Source organism: Cyanobium sp. Cruz-8D1 (assembly GCF_024345975.1).
In the GTDB taxonomy this organism is placed as follows: Bacteria; Cyanobacteriota; Cyanobacteriia; order PCC-6307; family Cyanobiaceae; genus Cyanobium.
Genome location: NZ_JAGQCD010000020.1, coordinates 24,108 through 46,490, shown reverse-complemented (window position 1 = coordinate 46,490; position 22,383 = coordinate 24,108). Strand labels below are relative to the sequence as shown.

The following is a 22,383-nucleotide window of genomic DNA, read 5'->3' as shown; positions in this document are numbered from 1 at the left end:
TCTTCAAAGCAGCTTGGCCGATCTTCCGCCGTTTGGGTCCCTGGGATTACCGCCCGTGATGGATCCCCGATCCGCCTACGTCCACATCCCCTTTTGTCACCGGCGCTGTTTCTACTGCGATTTCCCGGTGGTGCCCCTCGGCGACAGGGCCGATGGGGCCACCTCCGGCTCGATCGCCGCCTACCTGGCCCTGCTGCATCAGGAGATCGCCACTTCCCCCGGCGGCCCACCGCTGGCAACGGTGTATCTGGGCGGTGGCACTCCTTCGATGCTGAGTAGCGTCCAGGTGGCGGCGATTCTGGAGGCCCTGGCCAGCCGCTTCGGCCTGGCGTCGGGGGCGGAGCTGAGCCTGGAGCTGGATCCGGCCAGTTTTGACGAGGCTCGCCTGGCGGGCTATCTGGCCGCCGGCATCAACCGCGTCAGCCTGGGGGGCCAGAGCTTTGACGACGCCGTGCTGGCGGACCTGGGCCGCCGCCACCGGGGGGCCGACCTGCGGGAGGCGGCTGGCTGGTTGCGCCGGGCCCGCCGGCGGGGGGAGCTGGCCAGCTGGAGCCTGGATCTGATCCAGGGGCTGCCGCGGCAGGACGCCGCCCACTGGGACGACCAGCTCGGCGCGGCCATCGCCCTGGAGCCCCCCCATCTGTCGGTGTACGACCTGAGCATCGAGCCGGGCACGGTCTTTGAGCGGCGCCTGGCGCGGGGGGAGCTGGATCTGCCGCCCGAGGATCTGGCCGCCGATCTGATGGACCTGACCTGGGCCCGGCTCACGGCCGCCGGCTACGGCCACTACGAGGTGTCGAACTACGCCTTGCCCGGCCACGCCTCGCGCCACAACCGCGTCTACTGGAGCGGAGCCGGCTGGTGGGGGTTCGGCATGGGCGCCACCGCTGCCCCCCGCGGTCGTCGCCGGGCCCACCCCCGCACCCGTGCCGGCTACGCGGAGTCCCTGGCGGCAGGCGTGTCCCCGCCGGCCCAGGTGGACGAGCCGGCTGAAGCTGAGCCGGGCATGCCCTTCGAGGAACGGTTGATGGTGGGCCTGCGCCGCCGGGAGGGGGTGAACATGGAACAGCTGGCCCGCCAGGAGCGCCTGGAGGCGCCCCAGCTGGAGGGTCTGCGGGAGCGGCTCGCGGCCTATGAGCGACGCGGTCTGCTCTGCATCGAGGGACCCCGTTGGCGCCTGGCGGATCCGGCGGGGCTGGCCCTCAGCAATGGGGTGCTGCGGGAGATGCTGGCCTGGTGGCAGGACCTTGAGCTGGAGCAGGCCCTGGAACCGCTGCGGGCCCCTGCTCCCTGACCCAGCGGCCGAGGACCTCCACCGCCAGGGCCCGGCCCTCGATCAGGGGGGGGCTGAAGGGGGGTTGGCGACTGGTGAGCCCCAGCAGATCGGCGGTCACCCGCACCTGGCCGTCGCAGCCCTCTCCGGCGCCGATGCCGATCACTGGAATCACCAGGGCGGCGCTCAGCTCACCGGCCAGCTCCGCCGGAACATGCTCGAGCACCAGGGCGAAACAGCCGGCCTCCTGCAGGGCCAGGGCCCGCCTCCGCAGCCGTTCCTGGCTGACCGGATCGCCGGCCTGGCGCCGGTAGCCCAGCAGATGCACCGACTGGGGGGTCAGCCCCAGGTGGCCCATCACCGGAATCCCACTGCGCACCATCCGGTCGATCACGGTGAGCGTCTCGGGCTCGGCCCCTTCCAGCTTCACCGCCACCGCCGGCGTTTCCTTCAGCACCCGTCCCGCGGCGGCCATCGCCGCATCGGCGCCGCACTGGTAGCTCAGAAAGGGGAGATCGCAGATCAGCAGCGGCGGATGGGGCACCGCTGCCGCCGCCAGCCCCCGGCCAACGGCGCGGCAGTGGTGCAGCATCTCCTCGAGGGTGACCGGCAGGGTGGTGGCGTGGCCGAGCACCACCATCGCCAGGGAGTCGCCCACCAGGACCGCCTCCACCCCGGCGCCGGCCACCACGGCGGCGGAGAGCGCGTCCCAGGCGGTCAGCACGGTGATCGGCAGACCCGCCTGCTTGCGCCGTGTCAGATCAGGGGGTCGCAGGGGCACGGCACGGTGGGCGGAGGGGGCATTGCTAGCATCAACTCGACTCGGACCCACGCGGCTCTGACGCCCAAATCTGGTCAGGACCGGAAGGGAGCAGCCACACGGGATGCTCAGGGCAGGCGTGGACTCCGGGTCACCCTCTTGAAACAGGACGATCAGTCGATCCGGTTCTGGCGATTGATCAGAAATGGCGGGATCATGGCTCCGCGCTCCTCAGGGGTGTGGGTGAGGTTGTCGGCGAAGCTCGCGGTGCTCGTGCGCTCCGGCCGGTAGTGGCCGCCGCTCTGGAAGCCGGTGGCGATCACGGTGACGTGGATCTCGCCCTCGAGGGATTCGTCCACCACGGCCCCCACGATGATGTTGGCGTCCGGGTCCACCACGTCGTAGATGACCTCAGAAGCGGTGGTCATGTCCTCCAGGGTCATGTCCTTGCCGCCGCTGATGTTGATGACGCAGCCGTTGGCGCCGTCGATGCGGGCCGACTCCAGCAGGGGGCTGCTCATGGCGGCCTGGGCCGCCTCGATGGCCCGTGAACGGCCGGAGCCCACGCCGATGCCCAGCAGGGCGGTGCCGGCATCGGCCATCACCGAACGGATGTCGGCGAAGTCGACGTTCACCAGACCCGGCCTGGTGATGATGTCGGTGATGCCCTTCACGCCCATGCGCAGGACGTCGTCGGCGGCCCGGAAGGCCTCCTGGAGCGGCGCCCCGGCGATGGCGTCCCGCAGGCGATCGTTGGGAATGATGATCAGGGTGTCGACATGCTCGGCCAGGCGGGCGATGCCCTCCTCCGCCTGACGCAGCCGTTTGCGGCCCTCGAAGCCGAACGGTTTGGTGACGATGCCCACGGTGAGGGCGCCACATTCCTTGGCCACCTCCGCCACGATCGGCGCCGCACCGGTGCCGGTGCCACCGCCCATGCCGGCGGCGATGAAGACGAGATCGGCGCCCTCGAGCGATTGCTGCAGATCGGCCCTGGATTCCTCCGCCGCCTTCTGGCCGATCACCGGGTTGCCGCCGGCCCCCAGGCCCCGGGTGAGCTTCTGGCCCAGCTGGATGCGCTGGCCAGCCGCCGACTGCAGCAGGGCCTGGGCGTCGGTGTTGAGCACCCGATAGCCCACTCCTTTGAGGTCGGTGGCGATCATCCGGTTGACCGCGTTGCTGCCGCCTCCCCCCACGCCGATCACCTCGATCCGGGCCGATTGGCTCGGGACGATCCCATTGCTGCTGGGCGAGGTCTGGCTCATCGCGTGGGGCTCCTGCGGGGACGAAAGATCGACATGGTGAAGGCGGTCCTGATCGCGCGACATCGCGGGAGGGGAGACGTGGCCGTTGATCTGCGGCTGCATTATGTCGGTGGCCAGCTCAGCCAGAGTTGCCGATAAATCACATTGGACGGAATCGGCTCAGGGCGCAACGGCCTGTGAGGATTGTCTGGCTGGGTGGATGGCTGCCTGGCGAGGGCTGAGATCCCTCACTGGGCGCCGGCTGGAGAGAGCCGGGGCTTCAGAAGTCGGGCCGGTGCGGCGGTTCTGCCCTTGCTGCCCATGCTGAGCTCGGGCTGTTCGGGATCGCTCAAATCGATCAGCAGCGGCGGGCTTCCTTTCATACTGGTCGGCAGGATGCGGCTGAGGTGGGCGACCACCTCCAGCCGCCGGGGCAGGCGGGCGTCGGGGGGGCCCAGCCGCACCCGGCCCAGCTGGGTGATCGTGAGCCAGAGGCTGCCGTCCGGTTCGAAGCGGATTTCGCGAAGCCCGGGACCCAGCGCCTCCCGCTCCTTCAGCACCCTGGCCAGCACGGCCCGGTGGCGGGCGTTCCAGCCGACGACCAGCAGGGACAGGTCGCCCTGGCGGAGCACTCCCATGTGTTGGCGGATGCTGATCCAGTTGCCCAGCCGATCCACGAAGCCCATGTCCGGTCCGCGGTCGGTGCGGCGCTCAGCTCGGGCCACCGCCTCCCTGTCCTTCAGCTCCACCCGAAGTCGCGGCGGCAGCATCAGCCGGCTCACCTTCACCTGCTCCACCGGCAGGGCCCCCATCAGGTTGCTGGCCACCTGGCGGGGCTGCAGGGCCATCAGGGGCTGGGGGAAGCGCAGTCCGGCGGCTGTGATCACCTGGTCGCGACTGACCACGGCGCTGCCGATGACCTCCACCTGGGCCGGCTCCCCCAGGGTCCAGCCCTGCCGCAGCAGCACGTAGCCCAGGCCGGCGGAGAGGGCACTGAAGACCAGGATGCGCCAGAGCAGGCGCAGCCTCTCGCTGCGGCGCTGACGGCGCAGTTCCTTGCGGCGCAGCACTCCCGCCGGCAGGGGCGCTCCCGGCGAAGAGGGGGCCTGCTTCACAGCTCGCAGCGGGAGCGGGCCATGAGTTCGCCCATCCAGCTGCGGGCCCGACGGGCGTCGGCGAAGGGCAGTTCCTCCTGCTGACCACCCCCCACCAGCCGCAGCCGGCAGGCCCCTTCGCTCTCCTCGGTCAGGGGGGCCTCCCCGGAGCTGAGCGAGAGCAGCTCGACCATTTCCAGGCGTTTGATGCTGAAGCAGCCCATCGGTTGGAAGCTGCCGGCCACAAACCGGCTCCAGCTCAGTTCCCCGTCCAGCAGCCGGGCGGCTCCACAGCCATCCAGCTTGGCCAGTTCGGCGCCACTGGCCCAGTCGCGGAACAGCTGCTGCCGCCGCCGCTCTATCCAGCCGAGGGCCACCAGGAGCACGAAGGCCGCCAGCAGGGGCAGCCACAGCAGGCCATGGATCATGCCGCCGTTCCCTCCACGTTCATCCCATGCACCGATCTTCCCGCGGCCAGCACCAATTGGTGCACCAGGTCGGGGAGTGGACATCCACTGGCCTCCCACAGCATGGGGTACATGCTCTGGCTCGTGAAGCCCGGCAGGGTGTTGATCTCGTTCAACCAGAGGCTGCCCGTGCCCTCGTCGTAGAAGAAATCAACCCGGGCCAGCCCTCCGGCCGCCACCGCCCGGCAGGCGTCGAGGGCCATCGCCCGGGCCCGTTCGCTCACGACCTCGCTCACCACGGCGGGGATCACGGTGTGGCTGAGGCCCTCGCTGTACTTGGTCTCGTAGTCGTACCAGTCGGCATCGAAGCGGATTTCGCCCAGCACCGAGGCCCTCAGCCCGTCCCCCTGGCCATCGCTGCACTGCAGCACGGCGCATTCCAGTTCCCGGGCCTTGACGCCCTGCTCCACCACCAGACGACGGTCGAGGCCCGCGGCCAGCTCCAGGCCCATGAGCAGGGCGGCACGGTCGCCGGCCTTGCTGATGCCCACCGAGGAGCCCATGTTGGCCGGCTTGACGAAGCAGGGATAGCCGAGCTGGCCCTCCAGCCGCTCCAGCAGGGCCTCCCGGGCGCCGGGGCTGGAGGCGGCCAGCTCAGACGCCTCGATACAGGCGTAGGGCACCTGGGGCAGGCCGGCGGCGGCGAAGGCGGCCTTCATGGCCTGCTTGTCCATTCCCAGGGCCGACCCCAGCACGCCGGAGCCCACGAAGGGCACCCCCATCAGGGTGAACAGCCCCTGGACCGTGCCGTCCTCCCCGTTGGGGCCATGCAGCACCGGAAACCACACCTCCATCTCCAGGGCCCCCTCCGGAAAGCCCCGGAAGCCACCCGCCTCCGGCTGGCCCGGCAGATCGGCGGGTTCGGCGGGCAGGCCCCGCTCCAGGACTGCCGTCGCCACGGTCTCCGGCCACCAGCCGCCACGGCGATCGATGTAGAAGCAACGGACCCGATAGCGCTCGGCATTGGCGCCGCTGCGCAGTGCCCGCAGCACGGTCTGGGCCGAGCGAATCGAGACAGCGTGTTCGCCGGAGGCTCCCCCGAACACCAGGCCGACGCGGGTGGGGTGGGGGGCCATCGGCACAGGAAAGAGGGCCAAACGTATCAGTGAACCGGCGGCCGGCCCAGGGGCCGGCCGCTGAGGCTGAACGGCCGCACCGTCTCGATCAGCACGTCAACCAGATCCCCCGGCACATGGGGCCGGCCATCGCCGGGGTCGGCGGCGAAGAAGGTGAGGCGGTTGGTGCGGGTGCGGCCCATCAGCTGATCCGGATCCCGGGGGTTGACCCCCTCGGCCAGCACCTGCTCGCGGCGGCCCAGGTAGCGGGCGCTGCGCTCCGCGGCGACTCTCTCCACCAGGGCGTTCAGCTCCTGCAGCCGTTCCACCTTCACCGCTTCCGGCAGCTGGTCGGGCCAGTCGGCCGCCGGGGTGCCCGGTCGCGGCGAATAGGCGGCCGTGTTGACCTGGTCGAAGCCGATCGTCTCGATCAGGTCGAGGGTGCGGCGGTACTGGGCGTCGGTTTCGCCGGGGAAGGCCACGATCACGTCGGCGCTGATGGCCGCATCGGGGAGGCGCTGGCGGATGCGGTCGATGATGCGCCGGTAGCGCTCCACGGTGTAGCCGCGCGCCATGGCCCGCAGCACGGCGTCGTCGCCGCTCTGGAAAGGGATGTGGAAGTGCTCGCACAGCTTGGGCAGGTCGGCGCAGGCGTCGATCAGCCGGTCGGTGAAGTAGCGCGGGTGGCTGGTGGCGAAGCGGATCCTCTCCAGGCCCCGCACGTCATGCACCGCCCGCAGCAGATCGGTGAGGGTGTGGGCCCGCCGGCCCTCGGCGGTGATGCCAGGCAGGTCGCGGCCGTAGGCGTCGATGTTCTGGCCCAGCAGGGTCACCTCCCGGAAGCCCCGGGCCGCCAGCCCCTCCATTTCCTGGCGGATGGCCTCGGGCAGGCGGGATTGCTCCCGGCCCCGCACCGCCGGCACCACGCAGTAGGTGCAGTGCTCGTTGCAGCCGTAGATGACGTTCACCCAGGCGCAGACGGCGCTGTCCCGCCGGGCCGCCGTGATGTCCTCGAGGATGTGGTGCTCGTCGGTGGCCACCACCTGCTGGCCGCTCTCCACCCGGGTGAGCAGGGTCTCGAGCCGGTTGGCGTGCTGGGGACCCATGACCAGATCCAGTTCCGGCACCCGGCGAAGCAGGGATTCCCCCTCCTGCTGGGCCACGCAGCCGGCCACCACCAAAGTGAGACCGGGGTTGGTCCGTTTGCGCTGGGCCTGCCGCCCCAGGTAGCTGTAGACCTTCTGCTCGGCGTTGTCCCGGATCGTGCAGGTGTTGTAAAGCACCAGATCGGCCGTGTGTTCGTCGACGCCCGGGGTGTATCCCATGGCTTCGAGGATTCCGGCCATGCGCTCGGAATCGGCCTTGTTCATCTGGCAGCCGAACGTGGTGATCCAGTAGCTGCCGCGCCGTGCCGAGGGCGCCTGGTCGGCCGGCGGGCCGGAAACGGTGGCTGTCATGGGATCCAGTTTCCGCTATCGCCCCGTCGCCGCCAACCGGGCGGTTGTGGCAGCGTGAACGCCCCGGCTGTTTTCTGGAATGCGCTGCCGCCTGAGCCGCTTTCCCCTCACCAAGGCGGTGCCCCTGGCCATCAGCCGCGGCACCACCGGCGCCGTGCAGCATCTGTTGCTGGAGCTGGAGCATGACGGCTGCACCGGCCTCGGCGAAACCGGTGGCTTCGACACCGGCCCCAGGGCCTACAGCACCGAAGCCCTGGAGGCCGAACTGGAGGCCTTTTTGCCGGCTCTCGAAGCCCGTGAGCCGGAACCGCTCCAGGCCCTCGAGCCCCTGCTGCAGACGCTGTCGCCCCCGGCCCGCTGCGCCGTCGATCTGGCCCTGCACGATTGGTGGGGGCGGCGCCTGGGGCAGCCGCTGTGGCGGCTCTGGGGCCTCGACGACGGCGCCATCCGCCCCACCAGCGTCACCCTCGGCCTGGGCAGTGAGGCGGCGGTGCTGGCGCGGCTGGAGCGCTGGTGGGGCCAGCTGCCCGCCAGCCGCATCAAGCTCAAGCTGGGCAGCCCGGAGGGTCTCGACCACGACCGGGCGCTGGTGCGGGCGGTGGCGCAGGCGCTGGAGCGGCGCCAGCAGAGCCATGGGGTGGCCTGTGAGCTGCAGGTGGATGCCAACGGCGGCTGGAGCCTGGAGCAGGCCCTGCCGATGCTGGGCTGGCTGGACGCCCAGGGCGTGGTGCTGGTGGAGCAGCCCCTGGCCCCCCTGGAGGATCCGGAAGCCGACGGCGCCGCCTTCGCCGCACTGGAATTCCACTGCCCCATTGCTCTGGTGGCCGATGAGAGCTGCTGGAACCTGGCCGACCTGGTGCGGCTCGCCCCCTATGTCGATGGGGTGAACATCAAGCTGCTCAAGAGCGGCGGGCTGGCGGAGGCCCTGCTGATGGCCAGGGCGGCGCAACGCCTGGGGCTGGGCGTGATGCTCGGCTGCTATTCCGACAGCGCCCTGCTCAACGGCGCCGCCGCCCAGCTGCTGCCGCTGGTGCGCTGGCCGGACCTCGACAGTCACCTGAATCTGGTCGACGACCCCTTCACCGGGCCCGTCCTCGAGGGCGATCGGCTGCGGCCCGCCCCGTCCCCGGGACTGGGGGTGATCCGTGCTCGGGGCTGATGTCCCGATCGTGCTGCTGCAGCACGGGGGCCTCGACAACCTCAGTGGCAAGACGGGCCTGGCCATGCTCCGCTACCGCCAGGGTCCGATCGTGGCGGTGGTGGATCCGGCCCACCCCGGCGCTGATCTGCGGCAGATCACGGGAATCGAGCGGGCCGTGCCGGTGGTGGGCTCCCTGGCGGAGGCCCTCCCCTACGGCCCGCAGGTGGCGGTGGTGGGGCTCGCCCCCTCCGGCGGCCGCCTGCCGGAGGGGATAGGCGCCGATGTGGCGGCCGCCCTGGCAGCGGGGCTGTCGCTGGCGAGTGGTCTGCACAGCCGCCTGGGCGACGATCCGGCCCTGGCGGCCCTGGTGCAGCCGGGACGGTGGATCTGGGATCTGCGCCGGGAGCCCCCCGACCTCACGGTGGCTTCCGGCCGGGCCGCCGGGCTGCCGGGCCGCCGCTTGCTGGTGGTGGGGACGGACATGTCGGTGGGCAAGATGAGCGCCTGTCTGGAGCTGCAGGCCGCCGCCCGACGCCGCGGCCGCGAGGCCCGCTTTGTCGGCACCGGCCAGGCCGGCATCCTGATCAGTGGCGGCGGGGTGGCCCTCGACGCCGTCCGCATCGACTACGCGGCCGGCGCCGTGGAAGCGGCGGTGCTGGCTGCCGGTGCCGGCGCCGGCCCGGACACCCTGGTGCTGATCGAAGGGCAGGGCTCCCTCTGCCACCCAGGCTCCAGTGCCACCTTGCCGTTGATCCGCGGCAGCCAACCCACCGATCTGCTGCTGGTGCACCGGGCCGGGCAACGCACGATTCAGCGGTTGGAGGCGTTCCCCCTCCCCCCCCTGGCCCAGCTGATCGCCGCCGTCGAGGCCCTGGCGGCCCTGGCCCGGCCGGCGGGCTCCGGTCCGCCCCCCCGGGTGGCCGCCATCGCCCTCAACACTGCCCTCCTGGACGGGCCGGCGGCGGCGGCGGCGCTGAGGGCCACGGCAGCGGACACGGGGCTGCCCTGCGTCGATCCGGTGCGGCAGGGCGGCGAGGCCCTGCTGGACCTGCTGCTGGGCCAAGAAAGAAGCCCGACGCCGTAGCGCCGGGCCTGAAGGGCGAGCGAGGGGACTTGAACCCCCGAATGGTGGCGCCACAAGCCACTGCCTTAACCACTTGGCGACGCCCGCCGCTGTCTTTGCCAATGTATCAAGTGAGCCCGCCGGCCCCCCTTGCCACCGCCGACCACCGCCAGCCGCACCGTTTCGGGCCTCCTGGGCCTGACCGCCGTCTCGGCGGGCCTGATCGGCCTGGCCGTCACCAACCCCGGCCCCGACGCCTTCGAGGAGTTCGCCGCCGACAAGCTCACCGAGATGGCCAGCGAGGAGCTGTGCCAGAACGAGGGCCTGCCGCTGCTGGCCCGGTTGCTGATCCAGAACTGTCCGGAACTGGTGCGATCCCAGCGCAAGGTGCTGGGGCGCCTGGCCCGGGAGAGCTCACGTCGCTACAACTTCGGCCTGCTGAGCCTCTACGGCACCCGGCTGGGCGGGGAAAAGGTGCTGCCCAACTGGAGCATCCCCCGCTACGACGCGGTCACCCTGGCGGTCGCGGGCCATTTCGTGCTGCTCTCCGCCGGTGAGAGCGCGCCTGGGAGCCCGATGCCGTGAGCGTCGCGCCGTTGCCGGCTGGCCTGCTGCCGCCGATGCGCCTGCCCAGGGCCCTGCTGGATCCCCAGCTGCGGCTGCCGGCCGCCGACGACCAGGGGCTGGTGGCGGTGCGGCTGGAGCAGGCCGACGGCCGGATCCGCGCCATTCATGGCCTGGCCAATGGCTTCGTGGGTGATGGGACGGGAGGTGGCACCCCCCTGCCCCTGGCGCTGACGCCTCTGGTGGAGCCCCATGCCCACCTCGACAAGGCTTTCAGCGGCGAGGACTTCCCCAATCCCGACGGCACCATGGCCGGGGCCATGGCGGCGAACGGGCGGGAAGCGGCTGAGCGCCAGGCCGAGGCGGTGCGACGGCGGGGCGAGCGGGCCCTGGAGCGGGCCTGGCGCTATGGATTGCGGGCGATTCGCAGTCACATCGACAGCCTCGGCCCCTGGGCCCTCCCCAGCTGGGAGGTGCTGCTGGAGCTCCGCCGCCACTGGCAGGGCCGGGTGGAGCTGCAGCTGGTGGCCCTGGTGCCGGTGGGCCACTGGCGTACCCCCGAGGGCGAGGCCTTCGCCGCCTGGGTGGCTGCCCGGGGCGGCCTGCTGGGCGGGGTGCTCGGTGCCCCCTTCCGCTCCACCCCGGCCGATCGCGCCGCCCTGCTGGCCCTGCTGCGGCTGGCGGAGCGCCTTGGCTGCGCTGTGGATCTGCACGTCGATGAGAGCGCCGAGGACCCCGGCCGGGGCGTGGCCCTGGTGAGCGAGCTGCTGCTGCGGCAGCGCCTGGCGCTGCCGCTCACCTGCAGCCATGCCAGCAGCATGGCCCTGCTGGCCGATCGGCGCTGCTGCCGCCTGGCGGAGGCGATGGCGGCCGCGGCGGTGGGGGTGGTGGCCCTGCCCAGCACCAACCTCTGGCTGCTCGGCAAACACCCCCGCCGCACCCCGTCCCTGCGGCCCCAGGCCCCGATCCGCCAGCTGCAGGAGGCTGGCGTGACCGTGGCGGTGGGGGGCGACAACGTGCAGGATCCCTGGTTTCCGGGGGGGGATTTCGATCCGATCGCCCTGCTGCGCTTCAGCCTGGCGGCCAGTCACCTGGTGCCCTGGCGACGGCTGGGCTTGAGTCCCTTCAGCACCGCCGCGGCCCAGCTGCTGGGCCTCGACTGGGACGGAGTGCTGCGGGAGGGCTCCCCGGCCGATCTGCTGGTGCTGGGGGCCTCCTCCTGGGGCGAGCTGCTGGCCCGTCCCCCCCGGCGGCGGGTGCTGCGGGCCGGCCGCTGGCTGGACCCGCCCTCCAGCGAAGAACCGTCCCCACTGCTGGCCGCCTGCCATGGATGACTTCAGTCCAGTCGAACCCGATCGGATCCGGGCCCTGGTTGCCGAACTGAGCGCCAGCCCGCTGGGGTTGACGCCGATCCTTTCGGCCGCCGAGTTGAGCCGGCTCTCGGCCGACTTCCACGACTACTCTCCCGTTCTGGAGCCGCTGCTCAAGGGCCGCTGCGCCCAGCTGGCGCTGAAGGTGGACCGGCTGGAGCAGGTGATGGCGGTGGCCGGGGCCTGCGCCCGCCACCGGGTGCCGCTGACGCTGCGGGGCGCCGGCACCGGCAACTACGGCCAGTGCGTGCCTCTGGCCGGCGGTCTGGTGCTCGACCTCAGTGGCCTGAACCGGCTGCGGGCAGTGGATCCTGACAGCGGCATTGTGGAAGCGGAGGCCGGCTGCATCCTGGCCCACCTGGACGGCCAGCTGGCGGCCCATGGCCGGGCCCTGCGGCTGGCCCCGAGCACCTACCGCAGCGCCACCCTGGGGGGCTTCATCGCCGGGGGATCGGGCGGCCTCGGCTCGCTGCGCTGGGGCTTTCTGCGCGATCCCGGCCATCTGCTGGGGCTGGAGGTGGTGACGCTGGAAGCCGAACCCAGGCTGCTGCGGCTCGATGCCGCCGCCAGTGCGCCCCTCAACCATGCCTACGGCACCAACGGCATCATCACCGCCCTGCGGCTGGCCAGCACCGAGGCGGTGGCCTGGCAGCAGCTGGTGGTGGGATTCAGCCGCTGGGAGGAGGCCCTGGAGGCCTCCCGCCAGCTGCCGACCACCGCCCTGCTGCTGCAGGCCCTCTGTCTGCTGGAGGCGCCGGTGGCAGCCCGGATGCCCTGGCCGACCGGCTGCCCCGCCGCTGATCCAGGGGAGCACCGGCTGCTGCTCCATGCCGCCCCCGACACCCTGGAGCTGTTGCCAAGCTGGCTGGCGGCCCGGGGCGGCCAGCTCCGCTGGCAGGGCTCCCGCCCGGAGGCGGGGCGGGGGCGGGGCCTGCCCCTGGGGGAGCTCACCTGGAACCACACCACCCTGCACTGGCGGGCCCAGGCGCCCGACTGGACCTACCTGCAACTGCTGCTGCCCCGGCAGGAGGCGCCGCTGCTGGAGGCCGTGCGCCAGCGCTGGGGCAGCGACGTGCTCTGGCACCTGGAGGGGGTGCGTTACCAGGGGGCACCGCGGCTGACGGCCCTGCCCCTGGTGCGCTGGCAGGGGCCCCAGGCCCTGGCCGACCTCGTTGCCCAGTGCTGTGAGCTGGGGGCGGTGCCCTTCAATCCCCACGTGATCACCGTCGAGGACGGCGGCCTCGGGGTGGTGGATGCCGACCAGGTGGCGGCCAAGGCCGCCTACGACCCGGGCGGACTGATGAATCCGGGCAAGCTGCGGGGCTGGATGGGTTAGGGGCGCCCCGGCAGCGCCGACACCCGCCTCAGCCGCAATCCAGGCTGAGGCGGGTGTCGGCGCCGGTCACCGGGTTGGTGCCGCGGGCGTCGCGGCAGAGGAGGCGCTGGTCCACCCGGTCGAGCAGGGCATCGGTGAAGTCGGCATCGGTGACCGTGGCGCCGGTGAAGTTGCTGCCGGAGGCGATCGCTCCCCGCAGCACCGCGCCGGTCAGGTCGGTGCCGCTCATGTCCACCTTGTCCATCAGGGCGTCACTGAGATCGGCGCCGCGGAAGTCGGCGTCGGGAAAGGCCGCCTGGGTGAGGATCGCCCCGTGCAGATCGGCCTCCCTGAAGCTGGCCTGGCGGGCCGTGGCCCCGGCGAAGGAGCTGCCGGCCAGCTGCTGGCCGCTGAAGTCCTTGCCGCTCTGGTTGGTGAGGGTGTAGTCGACCCGATCCTGGTCGTCGGCCCGGGCGCTGGGGGCGGCCAGCAGCAGCAGGGCCAGCAGGAGTGGCAGGAGTCCCCCCAGGAGCGCGTTGCCAAGGGGCCGCCTGGGGCTGCCCTCGGGCCTGGGGGCATCGGATCCGAAGGCCGTCGTCATGGGCCGTGGCTGCCAGGGATCTCCCCAGGCTGGCCCAGCGCCGGGGCTTCGTCAGCCCGGGGCGCGTTGAGCAGCGGAAGGACAGCGCCCAGCAGGAACAGGGAGCCCGCCACCACCGGCACCGGGCCGGGGGCCAGCAGGCTGTCCAGCCCGGCGGCCAGGCTGCCGGCCTCCTCGAGCTGGTCGGCGAGGCCGGGACAGGCGGCGGCCAGCTCCTGCCGCGACCAGCTGGCATGCTCCGGCACCGCCACCAGCACCGCCCGATCACCAGGGCGCAACAGCAGCTCCAGCATCGCCGCCCCCTGCTTGTGGCGTTGGATGCCCAGCAGCCAGCGGCGCCCCCGGCTGCCCGCGAGAGCACTGTCGAGCCGGTCGAGTTCCCGGCGCAGGCCCGCCGCGGCCTGGGGGTTATGGGCGCCATCGATCAGCAGCTCGCGGCCCCGCCAGCGGTGCCTCTCCAGCCGTCCGGGCCAGCGGGCCGCCGCCAGGCCGGCGCGGATCATGCCGTCGTCGAGGGGCCTGCCGGCCAGAGGACCGTCCGGGGCCGTCAGGGCCCGGGCCATGGCCACCGCCACGGCCCCGTTGTGGCGCTGCAGCTCCCCGGCCAGGCCCAGCGCGGGGCCGCCATCGGTCGGGGCGGGCAGGGGATCCAGCCACTCCAGGCTGGCGCCGCAGCGCAGCGCTTCGGCCTCCAGCACCCGGCGGGCCTCGGGCTCCTGGGCGGCGCTGAACGCCCGGCAGCCCGCTCCCATCACGGCGGCCTTCTCGGCGGCGATGGCCGCCAGGGTGTCGCCCAGGTGTTCGCGATGGTCGAGGCCGATGGCCCCGAAGCCGATCACCGGCCGGTGCGGATGCAGGGTGGTGGCATCGAGGCGGCCCCCCAGGCCCACCTCCAGCACCGCCAGATCCACCCGCTCGCGGGCGAAGCGGTCGAAGGCCGCGGCCGTGATCAGCTCGAAGGGGGTGAGCCGGTGGCGGCGGCCGAGGGGCTGCCAGCGGGCCAGGTCGTTGCGCAGGGTGGCGGCTGGGATCCAGGCGTCATCGATCGCGATCCGTTCGCACCAGCTGACCAGATGGGGGGAGCGGTAGGTGCCCACATGCACCTGGGCGGCCCGCAGGATGGCGTGCAGAAAGGTGCAGATCGAGCCCTTGCCGTTGGTGCCGGCCACCTGGGCAGCGGCGTAGCGCTGTTCCGGGTGTCCCCCGGCAGCCAGGGCGCGGCCCAGCCGCTCCAGCCCCAGGTCGACACCCCGGCGGGCGAAGGGCTCGAGCAGGTCGCCCAGGTCGACCGGGGGGGGCAGCAGGGACGACACGGGCGGGGCGACGGTTCAGGCCAGGCTGTGGAGGGCCTTCTCCAGGCGCTTCACCGCCTTGCGCAGCTGGCGGGGCTTGATCACCAGCGGCGGCACGAAGCGGACCACACCGGGGCCGGCGGGCACCAGCAGCAGACCTTCGGCCATGGCCTTCTTGACGATGTCCGGGGCCGTGAACCCGCCCTCCCGCAGCACCAGCCCCCGCAGCAGCCCCCAGCCCCGCTCGCCGGCCAGCTTGTCGGGATGGCGGGCCACCAGCTCCTGGAGCTGGGACTGCAGCAAGGCACCGTTGGCGCTCACCTTGGCCAGCAGGCCTCGGCGTTCGATCTCTTCGATGACCGTGAGGCCGGCCCGGCAGGCGAAGGGGTTGCCACCGAAGGTGCTGGCGTGGTCGCCGGGGCGGAAGTGGTCGACGGAGGCCTTCACCGCCAGGGCGCCGATGGGGATGCCACCGCCCAGGCCCTTGGCCATGGTCAGGGCGTCGGGTTCGACCCCCAGCTGTTCGTAGCCCCACCAGCGGCCGCTGCGGCCGACGCCGATCTGCACCTCGTCGAAGATCAGCAGGATCTGGTGGGCGTCGCAGAGGTCCCGCACCCGCCGGAAGAAGGCCGGATCACCGGGGTTCACCCCGCCCTCCCCCTGGAGGGGCTCAAGCAGCACCGCCGCCACCCGGGGACCCTCGGCTTCACAGGCGGCCAGAAGCGCTTCGAAGCCGGCGGTGTCGTTGTAGGGGAAGTACCGGAAGCCCGACACCATGGGCTCGAAGCCCTGGTGGTACTTGGGCTGGCCGGTGGCGGTCACCGCCGCCAGGGTGCGCCCATGGAAGCTGGCCTCGGCGGTGAGGATCAGGGGCTCGGCGATGCCGCGCACCTGGTGGCCGTGCTTGCGGGCCAGCTTGATGGCGGCCTCGTTGGCTTCGGCGCCGGAATTGCAGAAGAAGACCCGGTCGGTGCAACTGCGCGCCGTGATCGCTGCGGCCAGGGCCTCCTGTTCCGGAATTCGGTAGAGGTTGGAGACGTGCTGGAGGCGACCCAGCTGGTCGCAAAGGCGCCGCCGCAACACCGGGTCGCTGTGGCCGAGGGTGCAGACGGCGATGCCGGCCACCATGTCGAGGTAGCGCCGGCCCTGCTGATCCCAGAGCCATACGCCGCGGCCCTTCGTCAGCGCGAGGGGGTAGCGGGCGTAGGTGTCCATCACCGGCTGGATGGGAGCGGTGGGACTTGAACCCACATGCCCGAAGGCGCTCGATTTTGAGTCGAGTCCGTCTACCAATTCCGGCACGCTCCCGATGGCGCGACTCTAGGCCGCGGGGGGTGGCTAGGCCGCGACGGATGGCAGCCTGCGGATCGAAGCCCCGGCGGCGTTGAGTTTGCCCTCCAGATCGGCATAGCCCCGATCGAGGTATTCCAGGCCCCGCACGGTGGTGATGCCATCGGCAGCGAGCCCAGCCAGCACCATGGCGGCGGAGGCGCGCAGGTCGGTGCCATGCACCGGGGCGCCGCTGAGCCGGGCGACCCCCTCGACGCAGGCGGTGTTGCCCTGCATGCGGATCGACGCCCCCATGCGCTGCAGCTCAGCCACGTGCTGGAGGCGATTCTCGAAGATGTTCTCCACCACCATGCTGGTGCCCTCGGCGGTGGCCAGCAGGGCCATGAACGGGGCCTGGAGATCGGTGGGGAAGCCGGGGAAGGGCTGGGTGCGCAGATCCACCGCCCGCACCTTGTTGGCGGTGATGGTCAGGCCCTGGCCGTCGGCTTCGATGCGGCAGCCGGCCTCCTCGAGTTTGGTGATCACGGCACCCAGGTGCTCGGGCAGGGCGGGGAACACCCGCAGCTTGGAGCGGGTGATGGCCCCCGCCAGCAGGAAGGTGCCCGCTTCGATGCGGTCGGGGATGACGGCGTAGTCGGCGCCGTGCAGGCGCTCCACGCCGAGGATGGTGATCGTGGGGGTGCCGGCGCCGCGCACCTTGGCCCCCATGGCCAGCAGCAGCCGGGCCAGGTCGATCACCTCGGGCTCCTGGGCCGCGTTGTCGATCACCGTTTCGCCGTCGGCGAGGGCGGCCGCCATCATCAGGGTCTCGGTGGCGCCGACGCTGGGGCAATCCAGGTGGATGTGGCCGCCGGTGAGACGGCGCTGACGGCCAGGAACCACGGCGGTGACCACGCCGTGCTCGATCGTGACCTGGGCGCCGAGGGCCTTGAGCCCCTTGACGTGCTCCACGACGGGCCGGGTGCCGATCTGACAGCCGCCGGGCAGGGGCACCTTGGCCATGCCCATGCGGGCCAGCAGGGGGCCGATGCAGAAGAAGCTGGCCCGCAGGCTGTTGACCAGCTCGTAGGGGGGGGCTGCGGTGGTGATGTGGTCACCGTGCAGAACAATGGCATCGCCCCCCCGCTGCACCCGCACCCCCAGGGCGGACAGGATCTCCCCCATCGCCGTGATGTCGGTGAGCGGGGGCACATTGCTGAGCCTCAGCCCGTCTTCGGTGAGCAGGCAGGCGGCCATCAGCACCAGGGCCGAATTCTTGGCGCCGCTGACCCTCAGTTCCCCGTCCAGTCGCCCTCCACCACTGATCTCCAGCCTGGTGCCGGCGATGACCTGGACTGGCATGGGGGATACGGTCATGGACGGAAGTCCTGGTATCAATTTCTGGGGCATCTTGACAACGAATGATCCCGTCGTCTAGGGGGTCGCCGTTCAAACTGGCTTGCGGCCATGGCCCTGTGCGTGGGGTGGCGGCACCGGTGATGATTTATGCTCCTTCGAGCGCCGCGGCTTCCGTGGCGGCTAACGCCCGCGGATGTGGCGGAATTGGTAGACGCGCTAGTTTCAGGTACTAGTGGCAGCAATGTCGTGGGAGTTCAAGTCTCCCCATCCGCATATTGACTTCATGATTGTTCTCAAGATCACCAACGCTTCTGATGTCGTCGCAGCGAACATCGGCAGATTTCTGGAACGTCTGACTCCCGACGGCTTTGATCAGAGCAAAATCGAAGACATTGTGATCGATCGCTTGGTGGAAAACCTCAAGGCCGAGGGCATCAAAGGGGAGGTGGCGGCCTTCAAGGGTCTCGATCTCAACGACGACGACCTGGTCATTCACGATCACCTCAAACTCCGTCGCCGCAAGAGCATCTGACACCGACGGGTTCCTCCCCTGATCTCCACGGCCTGCCCGCGGGCGGGGAGTGGATCCGCAGTGTCCGCAATCCCCTCATCCAGGCGGTGCGGCGCCTGCACCGGCCCAGTGGCCGGTTGGAGCAGGGCCTGATTCTGCTGGAGGGAACCCACCTGCTGCAGGAAGCCCTGCGCCTGGATCTGTGCCCGGAGCTGGTGCTGGCCACCTCCGACTGGCTGGACCGCCATGGCGCTCTGTGCGAGCGGCTGCCGGACGCCAGCCGCCTGCGGAGCGCCAGTGCCGAGGTCCTGGCCGCCGCCGCCACCACCCGCCATCCCGACGGAGTACTGCTGATCCTGGCCGTCACCGAGCTCCCGGTGGCTGCCACGTCGCCGCCGGGTTTCGTGCTGGCCCTCGACCGGCTTCAGGATCCGGGCAACCTCGGCACCCTGCTGCGCACCGCCCTGGCGGCGGGGGTGGAGCGGGTGTGGCTGGCGGAGGGGGCCGATCCGCTGCAGCCCAAGGTGCTGCGGGCCTCCAGCGGAGCGGCCCTCGCTCTGCCGATCGAGCGGATGACGTCCCCAGACCTGCACTCCCGACTGGAAGCGGCCCGGGCCTGCGGGGTGCAGCTGGTGGCGGCGATGGTGCCCGAGGCGGCGGGCGATGTGCGGCCCTACTGGGAACTGGACTGGTGTCGCCCCACGGCCCTGTTGCTGGGTAACGAGGGGGCGGGGCTGGCGCCGGACCTCGCCCAGCTGGCCGACCGCTGGGTGACGATCCCCCATAGCTCCGCCGTGGAATCGCTCAATGTGGCGGCCGCCGCCGCCCTGCTGCTGCTGGAGCGCCCCCGCCAGGCCCACGGCCGGCCCGCGCCCTGACAGGGGAGAATGCCTCCATCCATGCAGCCCCATCCGGTGACCGCAGCACCCGCCCCCCCCCCCTCCGGGTTCGATTTCGACGTGATCGTGATCGGCGCCGGGTATGGCGGTTTCGATGCGGCCAAGCACGGGGCCGACCACGGCCTGAAGGTGGCGATCGTGGAGTCCCGCGACATGGGCGGCACCTGCGTCAACCGGGGCTGTGTGCCCTCCAAGGCCCTGCTGGCGGCCAGCGGCCGGGTGCGGGAACTCGCCGACGCCGAGCACCTCAAGGGGTTCGGCATCCATGCGGCGCCGGTGCGCTTCGAGCGCCAGAAGATCGCCGACCACGCGGCCCAGCTGGTGGCGACGATCCGCACCAACCTCACCAAGACCCTGGAGCGTTCCGGCACCACGATCCTGCGGGGCAAGGGACGCCTCGACGGTCCCCAGCGGGTGGCGGTGCGCGAGGCCAGCGGGGTGGAGCGCGTCTACGCGGCCCGCGAGGTGATCATCGCCACCGGCTCCGACCCCTTCGTGCCGCCCGGCATCGAAACCGACGGCCGCACCGTGTTCACCAGTGACGAGGCCATCAATCTGGAGTGGCTGCCCCGCTGGATCACGATCATCGGCAGCGGCTACATCGGCCTGGAGTTCGCCGATGTGTACACGGCCCTGGGCTGCGAGGTCACCATGATCGAGGCGCTCGATCGGGTGATGCCCACCTTCGACCCGGACATCGCCAAGATCGCCGCTCGCCATCTGATTGACGGCCGCGACATCGACGCCCGCGCCGGCGTGCTCGCCAGCAAGATCACTCCCGGCTGCCCGGTGACAATCGAACTGGTGGACATGGCCAGCCGCGAGCCGGTGGAAACCCTGGAGGTGGATGCGGTGCTGGTGGCCACCGGCCGGGTGCCGGTGAGCAAGGAGCTCAACCTGGCCAGCGTCGGCGTGGAGACCAACCGGGGCTTCATCCCTGTGGACGATGGACTGCGGGTGCTCTCCGGCGGTGAGCCGGTGCCCCACCTCTGGGCCGTCGGCGACGTGACCGGAAAAATGATGCTGGCCCACACTGCCGCCGCCCAGGGCACGGTGGCGATCGAAAACATCCTCGGCCACGCCCGCCGCATCGACTACCGCTCGATCCCCGCCGCGACCTTCACCCATCCGGAGATCAGTTCGGTGGGGCTTTCGGAAGCGGACGCCAAGGACCTGGCGGAAAAGGAAGGCTTTGCCCTTGGCAGCGTGCGCAGTTATTTCAAGGCCAACTCCAAGGCCCTGGCCGAGCTGGAGAGCGATGGACTGCTGAAGCTCCTTTACCGCAAGGACACCGGCGAAGTGCTGGGGGCGCATATCTATGGCCTGCATGCGGCCGACCTGATCCAGGAGATCGCCAACGCGGTGGCCCGCCGCCAGGGGGTGCGGCAACTGGCCAGCGAGGTGCACACCCACCCCACCTTGAGCGAGGTGGTGGAAGTGGCCTACAAGCAGGCTGCCGCCAGCCTGGCCACGGCGGTGGGTGCCTGAGATGGACATCCGTCGCCGCCCCCCCAACCCTTCGGTCCGGGTGGCCCATCTGGAATTCGGCACCCCCCATCCTGAGCAGAGCCCCCGCCACATCCTTGAGGAGATCCTCTGGGAAAAGGACAAGGAGGTGACGGCGGCCCGAGAGCGGGTGAACCTGGAGTCGCTCAAGCAACAGGTGTCGGACCTGCCGCCCAGCCTGGATTTCTGCGCGGCCCTGCGGGCCAGCTGCCGCAAACCGGCGGTGATCGCTGAGATCAAGAAGGCCAGCCCCAGCAAGGGGGTGATCCGCGAGGACTTCGACCCCGTCGCCATCGCCCGGGGCTACCGGGATGGTGGCGCCAGCTGCCTGTCGGTGCTGACCGACAAGCGTTTCTTCCAGGGGGGCTTCGATGTCCTGGTGGCCGTGCGCGAAGCGGTGGCGCTGCCCCTGCTCTGCAAGGACTTCATCCTCAGCCCCTACCAGCTGTTCCAGGCCCGGGCCGCCGGGGCCGACGCGGCCCTGTTGATCGCGGCGATCCTCACCGACCAGGATCTGGCCTACCTGCTCAAGGTGGCCAGGGGCCTGGGGCTGGCGGTGCTGGTGGAGGTGCACAACGCAGCCGAGATGGAGCGGGTGCTGCAGCTGCAGGGCGTCAACCTGATCGGCATCAACAACCGCGACCTGGCCAGCTTCACCGTGGACCTGGCCACGACCGAACGGCTGATGGACGCCTTCGGCGAACGGGTGCGTGCTTGCGGAGCCCTGCTGGTGAGCGAATCGGGCCTGTTCAGCCGTGCCGACCTCGACCGGGCCGTCGGGGCCGGTGCCGATGCGGTGCTGGTGGGGGAGGCCCTGATGCGGCAGGAGAACGTGACGGAGGCCCTGGAGATCCTGATCGGGGGCTGAGCCTGCCTGGGGGCAGGGGCTACTCCTTCTCCAGCAGGGCCCTGGCGGCATCGAGTTGGGCGCGGGCGTCCGGGCTGACCTCTGGATAGTGGAGGTGCAGGGAATCCAGCGTTTCGATGATGGCGGCCGCCACGGCCATGCGGGTGAACCACTTGTTGTCAGCCGGCACCACATACCAGGGGGCATGGCGGCTGGAGGTGTGCCGGATGGTTGCGGTGTAGGCGTCCATGTAGTCATCCCAGAAGGCGCGTTCCTTGATGTCGTTGGCAGAAAACTTCCAGTTCTTTTCCGGACGGTCAAGGCGGGCGAGAAAGCGCTTGCGCTGCTCCTTCTTGGAGACGTTCAGAAAGAACTTTCGGATGATGATCCCATTGTTACTCAGATACTCTTCGTAGTTTCTGATGTCGCGAAAGCGCTCTTTCCAGATGCCCTTCGTGAGGCGCTCGGGCGGAAGTGTTTGCCTGGCCAGCATCTCGGGATGCACTCGAACCACCAAGGTTTCTTCGTAATAGCTGCGGTTGAAGATGCCGATCCGCCCCCTTTCCGGCAGGGCATTGTTGGATCGCCAGAGAAAATCATGGTCCAGATCCACCGAGGAGGGCGCTTTGAATGAGCTCACCTGGCATCCCTGGGGATTGACGCCACTCATCACATGCTTGATGGTGCCGTCCTTGCCGGCTGCATCCATCGCCTGGAAGATCAGCAGCAGGGCGTAGCGATCCTGGGCATAGAGCAGACCCTGGAAGTCCGCCAGCATCTGCACCCCCATCGTCAGGGCTTCCTGGGCCCGGTCCTTGTCCTTTTTGTCGAGATGCAGTGTGTCGTCAGGGTCATAATCCTTCAGTTGAAAACCGTCTCCATCCTCAATCCGGAAGGGTTTGGAGAAACTTCTGGCCCGCTCCAGGAAGTCTTTCTTGTCCACGCGCCTTGCCCCTTGAAGATCTTCCACTGATAGGTCGGCGCCCTGCGGCTACTGGGGCCATCAGCATCATTCGTAAAACGAGGCAACCTGACTTGGCTGAATGCCGTGGATCAGAGGGCGCCAAGCTGCCAATCGATTGCGAGAAAAAGAGAGCTGGCTCGACAAAACATTGAGCCTATTTTAGCCACAGCCTCTGGTGAGGGCCAGCATGTCAGAAAACTTATGAACATGGACGTTCCTCTGTCTTTGATTACAATGGCAGGGGAGGACAGCCTGGCTTCGCGACAATTCCCCTCAGCAGCTTCTCCCCTCAGCAGCTTCTCCCCTCAGCAGGTTCTGCCATCCCTTCGGCA

General features: G+C 70.5%; 21 protein-coding genes, 3 tRNA genes and 1 other RNA gene. 12 read left to right on the top strand and 13 right to left on the bottom strand.

The features are described from left to right. Positions 1 to 58 precede the first annotated feature (58 nt). The gene (hemW, locus tag KBZ33_RS12930; protein ID WP_254953555.1) at positions 59 to 1,294 is read left to right on the top strand and encodes a radical SAM family heme chaperone HemW; all 1,236 of its coding nucleotides are present in this window, start codon (positions 59 to 61) and stop codon (positions 1,292 to 1,294) included. Here hemW and panB read toward each other — a convergent pair. After that, the gene (gene panB / locus KBZ33_RS12925) at positions 1,203 to 2,048 is read right to left on the bottom strand and encodes a 3-methyl-2-oxobutanoate hydroxymethyltransferase (RefSeq protein WP_254953626.1); all 846 of its coding nucleotides are present in this window, start codon (positions 2,046 to 2,048) and stop codon (positions 1,203 to 1,205) included. The genes hemW and panB overlap by 92 nt on opposite strands. Positions 2,049 to 2,092: 44 nt before the next feature. Between panB and ffs the strand changes: the two genes are divergently transcribed. Next, positions 2,093 to 2,189, top strand: an RNA gene (gene ffs / locus KBZ33_RS12920) — signal recognition particle sRNA small type. A gap of 17 nt (positions 2,190 to 2,206) precedes the next feature. On the opposite strand, the gene ftsZ is transcribed toward ffs, so the two are convergent. From ftsZ to miaB, 5 genes are all read right to left on the bottom strand, one after another. Next, on the bottom strand, positions 2,207 to 3,298 hold the full coding sequence (gene ftsZ / locus KBZ33_RS12915; RefSeq protein WP_254953552.1) for a cell division protein FtsZ: 1,092 nt from the start codon (positions 3,296 to 3,298) through the stop codon (positions 2,207 to 2,209). Between the two features lie 227 nt (positions 3,299 to 3,525). Beyond that, on the bottom strand, positions 3,526 to 4,392 hold the full coding sequence (locus KBZ33_RS12910) for an FtsQ-type POTRA domain-containing protein (protein ID WP_254953547.1): 867 nt from the start codon (positions 4,390 to 4,392) through the stop codon (positions 3,526 to 3,528). Beyond that, a complete protein-coding gene (locus KBZ33_RS12905) occupies positions 4,389 to 4,799 on the bottom strand; it encodes a hypothetical protein (RefSeq protein ID WP_254953545.1) in 411 nt (136 codons plus the stop codon). The genes KBZ33_RS12910 and KBZ33_RS12905 overlap by 4 nt, the downstream gene beginning before the upstream one ends. Continuing rightward, on the bottom strand, positions 4,796 to 5,914 hold the full coding sequence (locus KBZ33_RS12900) for a D-alanine--D-alanine ligase family protein (RefSeq protein ID WP_254953544.1): 1,119 nt from the start codon (positions 5,912 to 5,914) through the stop codon (positions 4,796 to 4,798). Before KBZ33_RS12900 ends, KBZ33_RS12905 begins: the two co-directional genes overlap by 4 nt. A 26-nt stretch (positions 5,915 to 5,940) precedes the next feature. Further along, on the bottom strand, positions 5,941 to 7,350 hold the full coding sequence (miaB, locus tag KBZ33_RS12895) for a tRNA (N6-isopentenyl adenosine(37)-C2)-methylthiotransferase MiaB (RefSeq protein WP_254953541.1): 1,410 nt from the start codon (positions 7,348 to 7,350) through the stop codon (positions 5,941 to 5,943). A gap of 79 nt (positions 7,351 to 7,429) precedes the next feature. Between miaB and KBZ33_RS12890 the strand changes: the two genes are divergently transcribed. After that, entirely contained in the window at positions 7,430 to 8,509 is a 1,080-nt protein-coding gene (locus tag KBZ33_RS12890) for a dipeptide epimerase (protein ID WP_254953539.1), read from the top strand. Beyond that, on the top strand, positions 8,496 to 9,575 hold the full coding sequence (locus KBZ33_RS12885) for a DUF1611 domain-containing protein (protein WP_254953538.1): 1,080 nt from the start codon (positions 8,496 to 8,498) through the stop codon (positions 9,573 to 9,575). The genes KBZ33_RS12890 and KBZ33_RS12885 overlap by 14 nt, the downstream gene beginning before the upstream one ends. A 14-nt stretch (positions 9,576 to 9,589) precedes the next feature. Here the strand turns inward: KBZ33_RS12885 and KBZ33_RS12880 are convergent. Continuing rightward, a tRNA-His gene (locus KBZ33_RS12880) sits at positions 9,590 to 9,662 on the bottom strand. Between the two features lie 42 nt (positions 9,663 to 9,704). Here KBZ33_RS12880 and KBZ33_RS12875 point away from each other — a divergent pair. The 3 genes from KBZ33_RS12875 to KBZ33_RS12865 are packed head-to-tail and all read left to right on the top strand — an operon-like array spanning position 9,705 to position 12,824. Further along, on the top strand, positions 9,705 to 10,139 hold the full coding sequence (locus KBZ33_RS12875) for a DUF4359 domain-containing protein (protein ID WP_254953537.1): 435 nt from the start codon (positions 9,705 to 9,707) through the stop codon (positions 10,137 to 10,139). A 35-nt stretch (positions 10,140 to 10,174) separates the two neighbouring features. Beyond that, complete coding sequence (locus KBZ33_RS12870; RefSeq protein ID WP_254953624.1) at positions 10,175 to 11,452, top strand: amidohydrolase family protein; 1,278 nt, start codon at positions 10,175 to 10,177, stop codon at positions 11,450 to 11,452. Continuing rightward, positions 11,445 to 12,824: an FAD-binding oxidoreductase gene (locus KBZ33_RS12865; protein ID WP_254953535.1), complete on the top strand. Its 1,380-nt coding sequence runs from the start codon at positions 11,445 to 11,447 to the stop codon at positions 12,822 to 12,824. The genes KBZ33_RS12870 and KBZ33_RS12865 overlap by 8 nt, the downstream gene beginning before the upstream one ends. 28 nt (positions 12,825 to 12,852) lie before the next feature. On the opposite strand, the gene KBZ33_RS12860 is transcribed toward KBZ33_RS12865, so the two are convergent. The 5 genes from KBZ33_RS12860 to murA form a co-directional block, all read right to left on the bottom strand. Further along, the gene (locus KBZ33_RS12860) at positions 12,853 to 13,404 is read right to left on the bottom strand and encodes a pentapeptide repeat-containing protein (protein WP_254953534.1); all 552 of its coding nucleotides are present in this window, start codon (positions 13,402 to 13,404) and stop codon (positions 12,853 to 12,855) included. Beyond that, on the bottom strand, positions 13,401 to 14,717 hold the full coding sequence (locus KBZ33_RS12855) for a folylpolyglutamate synthase/dihydrofolate synthase family protein (RefSeq protein WP_254953533.1): 1,317 nt from the start codon (positions 14,715 to 14,717) through the stop codon (positions 13,401 to 13,403). The genes KBZ33_RS12860 and KBZ33_RS12855 overlap by 4 nt, the downstream gene beginning before the upstream one ends. Before the next feature lie 15 nt (positions 14,718 to 14,732). Next, the gene (locus KBZ33_RS12850; protein ID WP_254953531.1) at positions 14,733 to 15,911 is read right to left on the bottom strand and encodes an aspartate aminotransferase family protein; all 1,179 of its coding nucleotides are present in this window, start codon (positions 15,909 to 15,911) and stop codon (positions 14,733 to 14,735) included. 11 nt (positions 15,912 to 15,922) lie between these two features. Continuing rightward, positions 15,923 to 16,004: transfer RNA gene (locus KBZ33_RS12845), tRNA-Leu, on the bottom strand. A gap of 30 nt (positions 16,005 to 16,034) precedes the next feature. Further along, positions 16,035 to 17,342 carry a UDP-N-acetylglucosamine 1-carboxyvinyltransferase gene (gene murA, locus KBZ33_RS12840; RefSeq protein ID WP_254953529.1) on the bottom strand — a complete coding sequence of 436 codons (1,308 nt, stop codon included), beginning with the start codon at positions 17,340 to 17,342 and terminating at the stop codon, positions 16,035 to 16,037. A 171-nt stretch (positions 17,343 to 17,513) separates the two neighbouring features. On the opposite strand from murA, the gene KBZ33_RS12835 reads away from it, so the two are divergent. The 5 genes from KBZ33_RS12835 to trpC all read left to right on the top strand — a co-directional run bounded on the left by KBZ33_RS12835 (position 17,514) and on the right by trpC (position 21,108). After that, positions 17,514 to 17,597, top strand: a tRNA-Leu gene (locus KBZ33_RS12835). Positions 17,598 to 17,607: 10 nt separating this feature from the next. Then, complete coding sequence (locus KBZ33_RS12830; protein WP_254953622.1) at positions 17,608 to 17,856, top strand: hypothetical protein; 249 nt, start codon at positions 17,608 to 17,610, stop codon at positions 17,854 to 17,856. Positions 17,857 to 17,888: 32 nt separating this feature from the next. Further along, on the top strand, positions 17,889 to 18,713 hold the full coding sequence (locus KBZ33_RS12825) for an RNA methyltransferase (RefSeq protein WP_254953620.1): 825 nt from the start codon (positions 17,889 to 17,891) through the stop codon (positions 18,711 to 18,713). Between the two features lie 21 nt (positions 18,714 to 18,734). Then, a complete protein-coding gene (locus KBZ33_RS12820; RefSeq protein WP_254953527.1) occupies positions 18,735 to 20,222 on the top strand; it encodes a dihydrolipoyl dehydrogenase in 1,488 nt (495 codons plus the stop codon). A gap of 1 nt (position 20,223) precedes the next feature. Beyond that, positions 20,224 to 21,108, top strand: a complete 885-nt coding sequence (trpC, locus tag KBZ33_RS12815; RefSeq protein WP_254953526.1) for an indole-3-glycerol phosphate synthase TrpC — start codon at positions 20,224 to 20,226, stop codon at positions 21,106 to 21,108. A gap of 19 nt (positions 21,109 to 21,127) precedes the next feature. On the opposite strand, the gene KBZ33_RS12810 is transcribed toward trpC, so the two are convergent. Continuing rightward, the gene (locus tag KBZ33_RS12810; protein WP_254953524.1) at positions 21,128 to 22,030 is read right to left on the bottom strand and encodes a polyphosphate kinase 2 family protein; all 903 of its coding nucleotides are present in this window, start codon (positions 22,028 to 22,030) and stop codon (positions 21,128 to 21,130) included. Positions 22,031 to 22,383 lie beyond the last annotated feature (353 nt).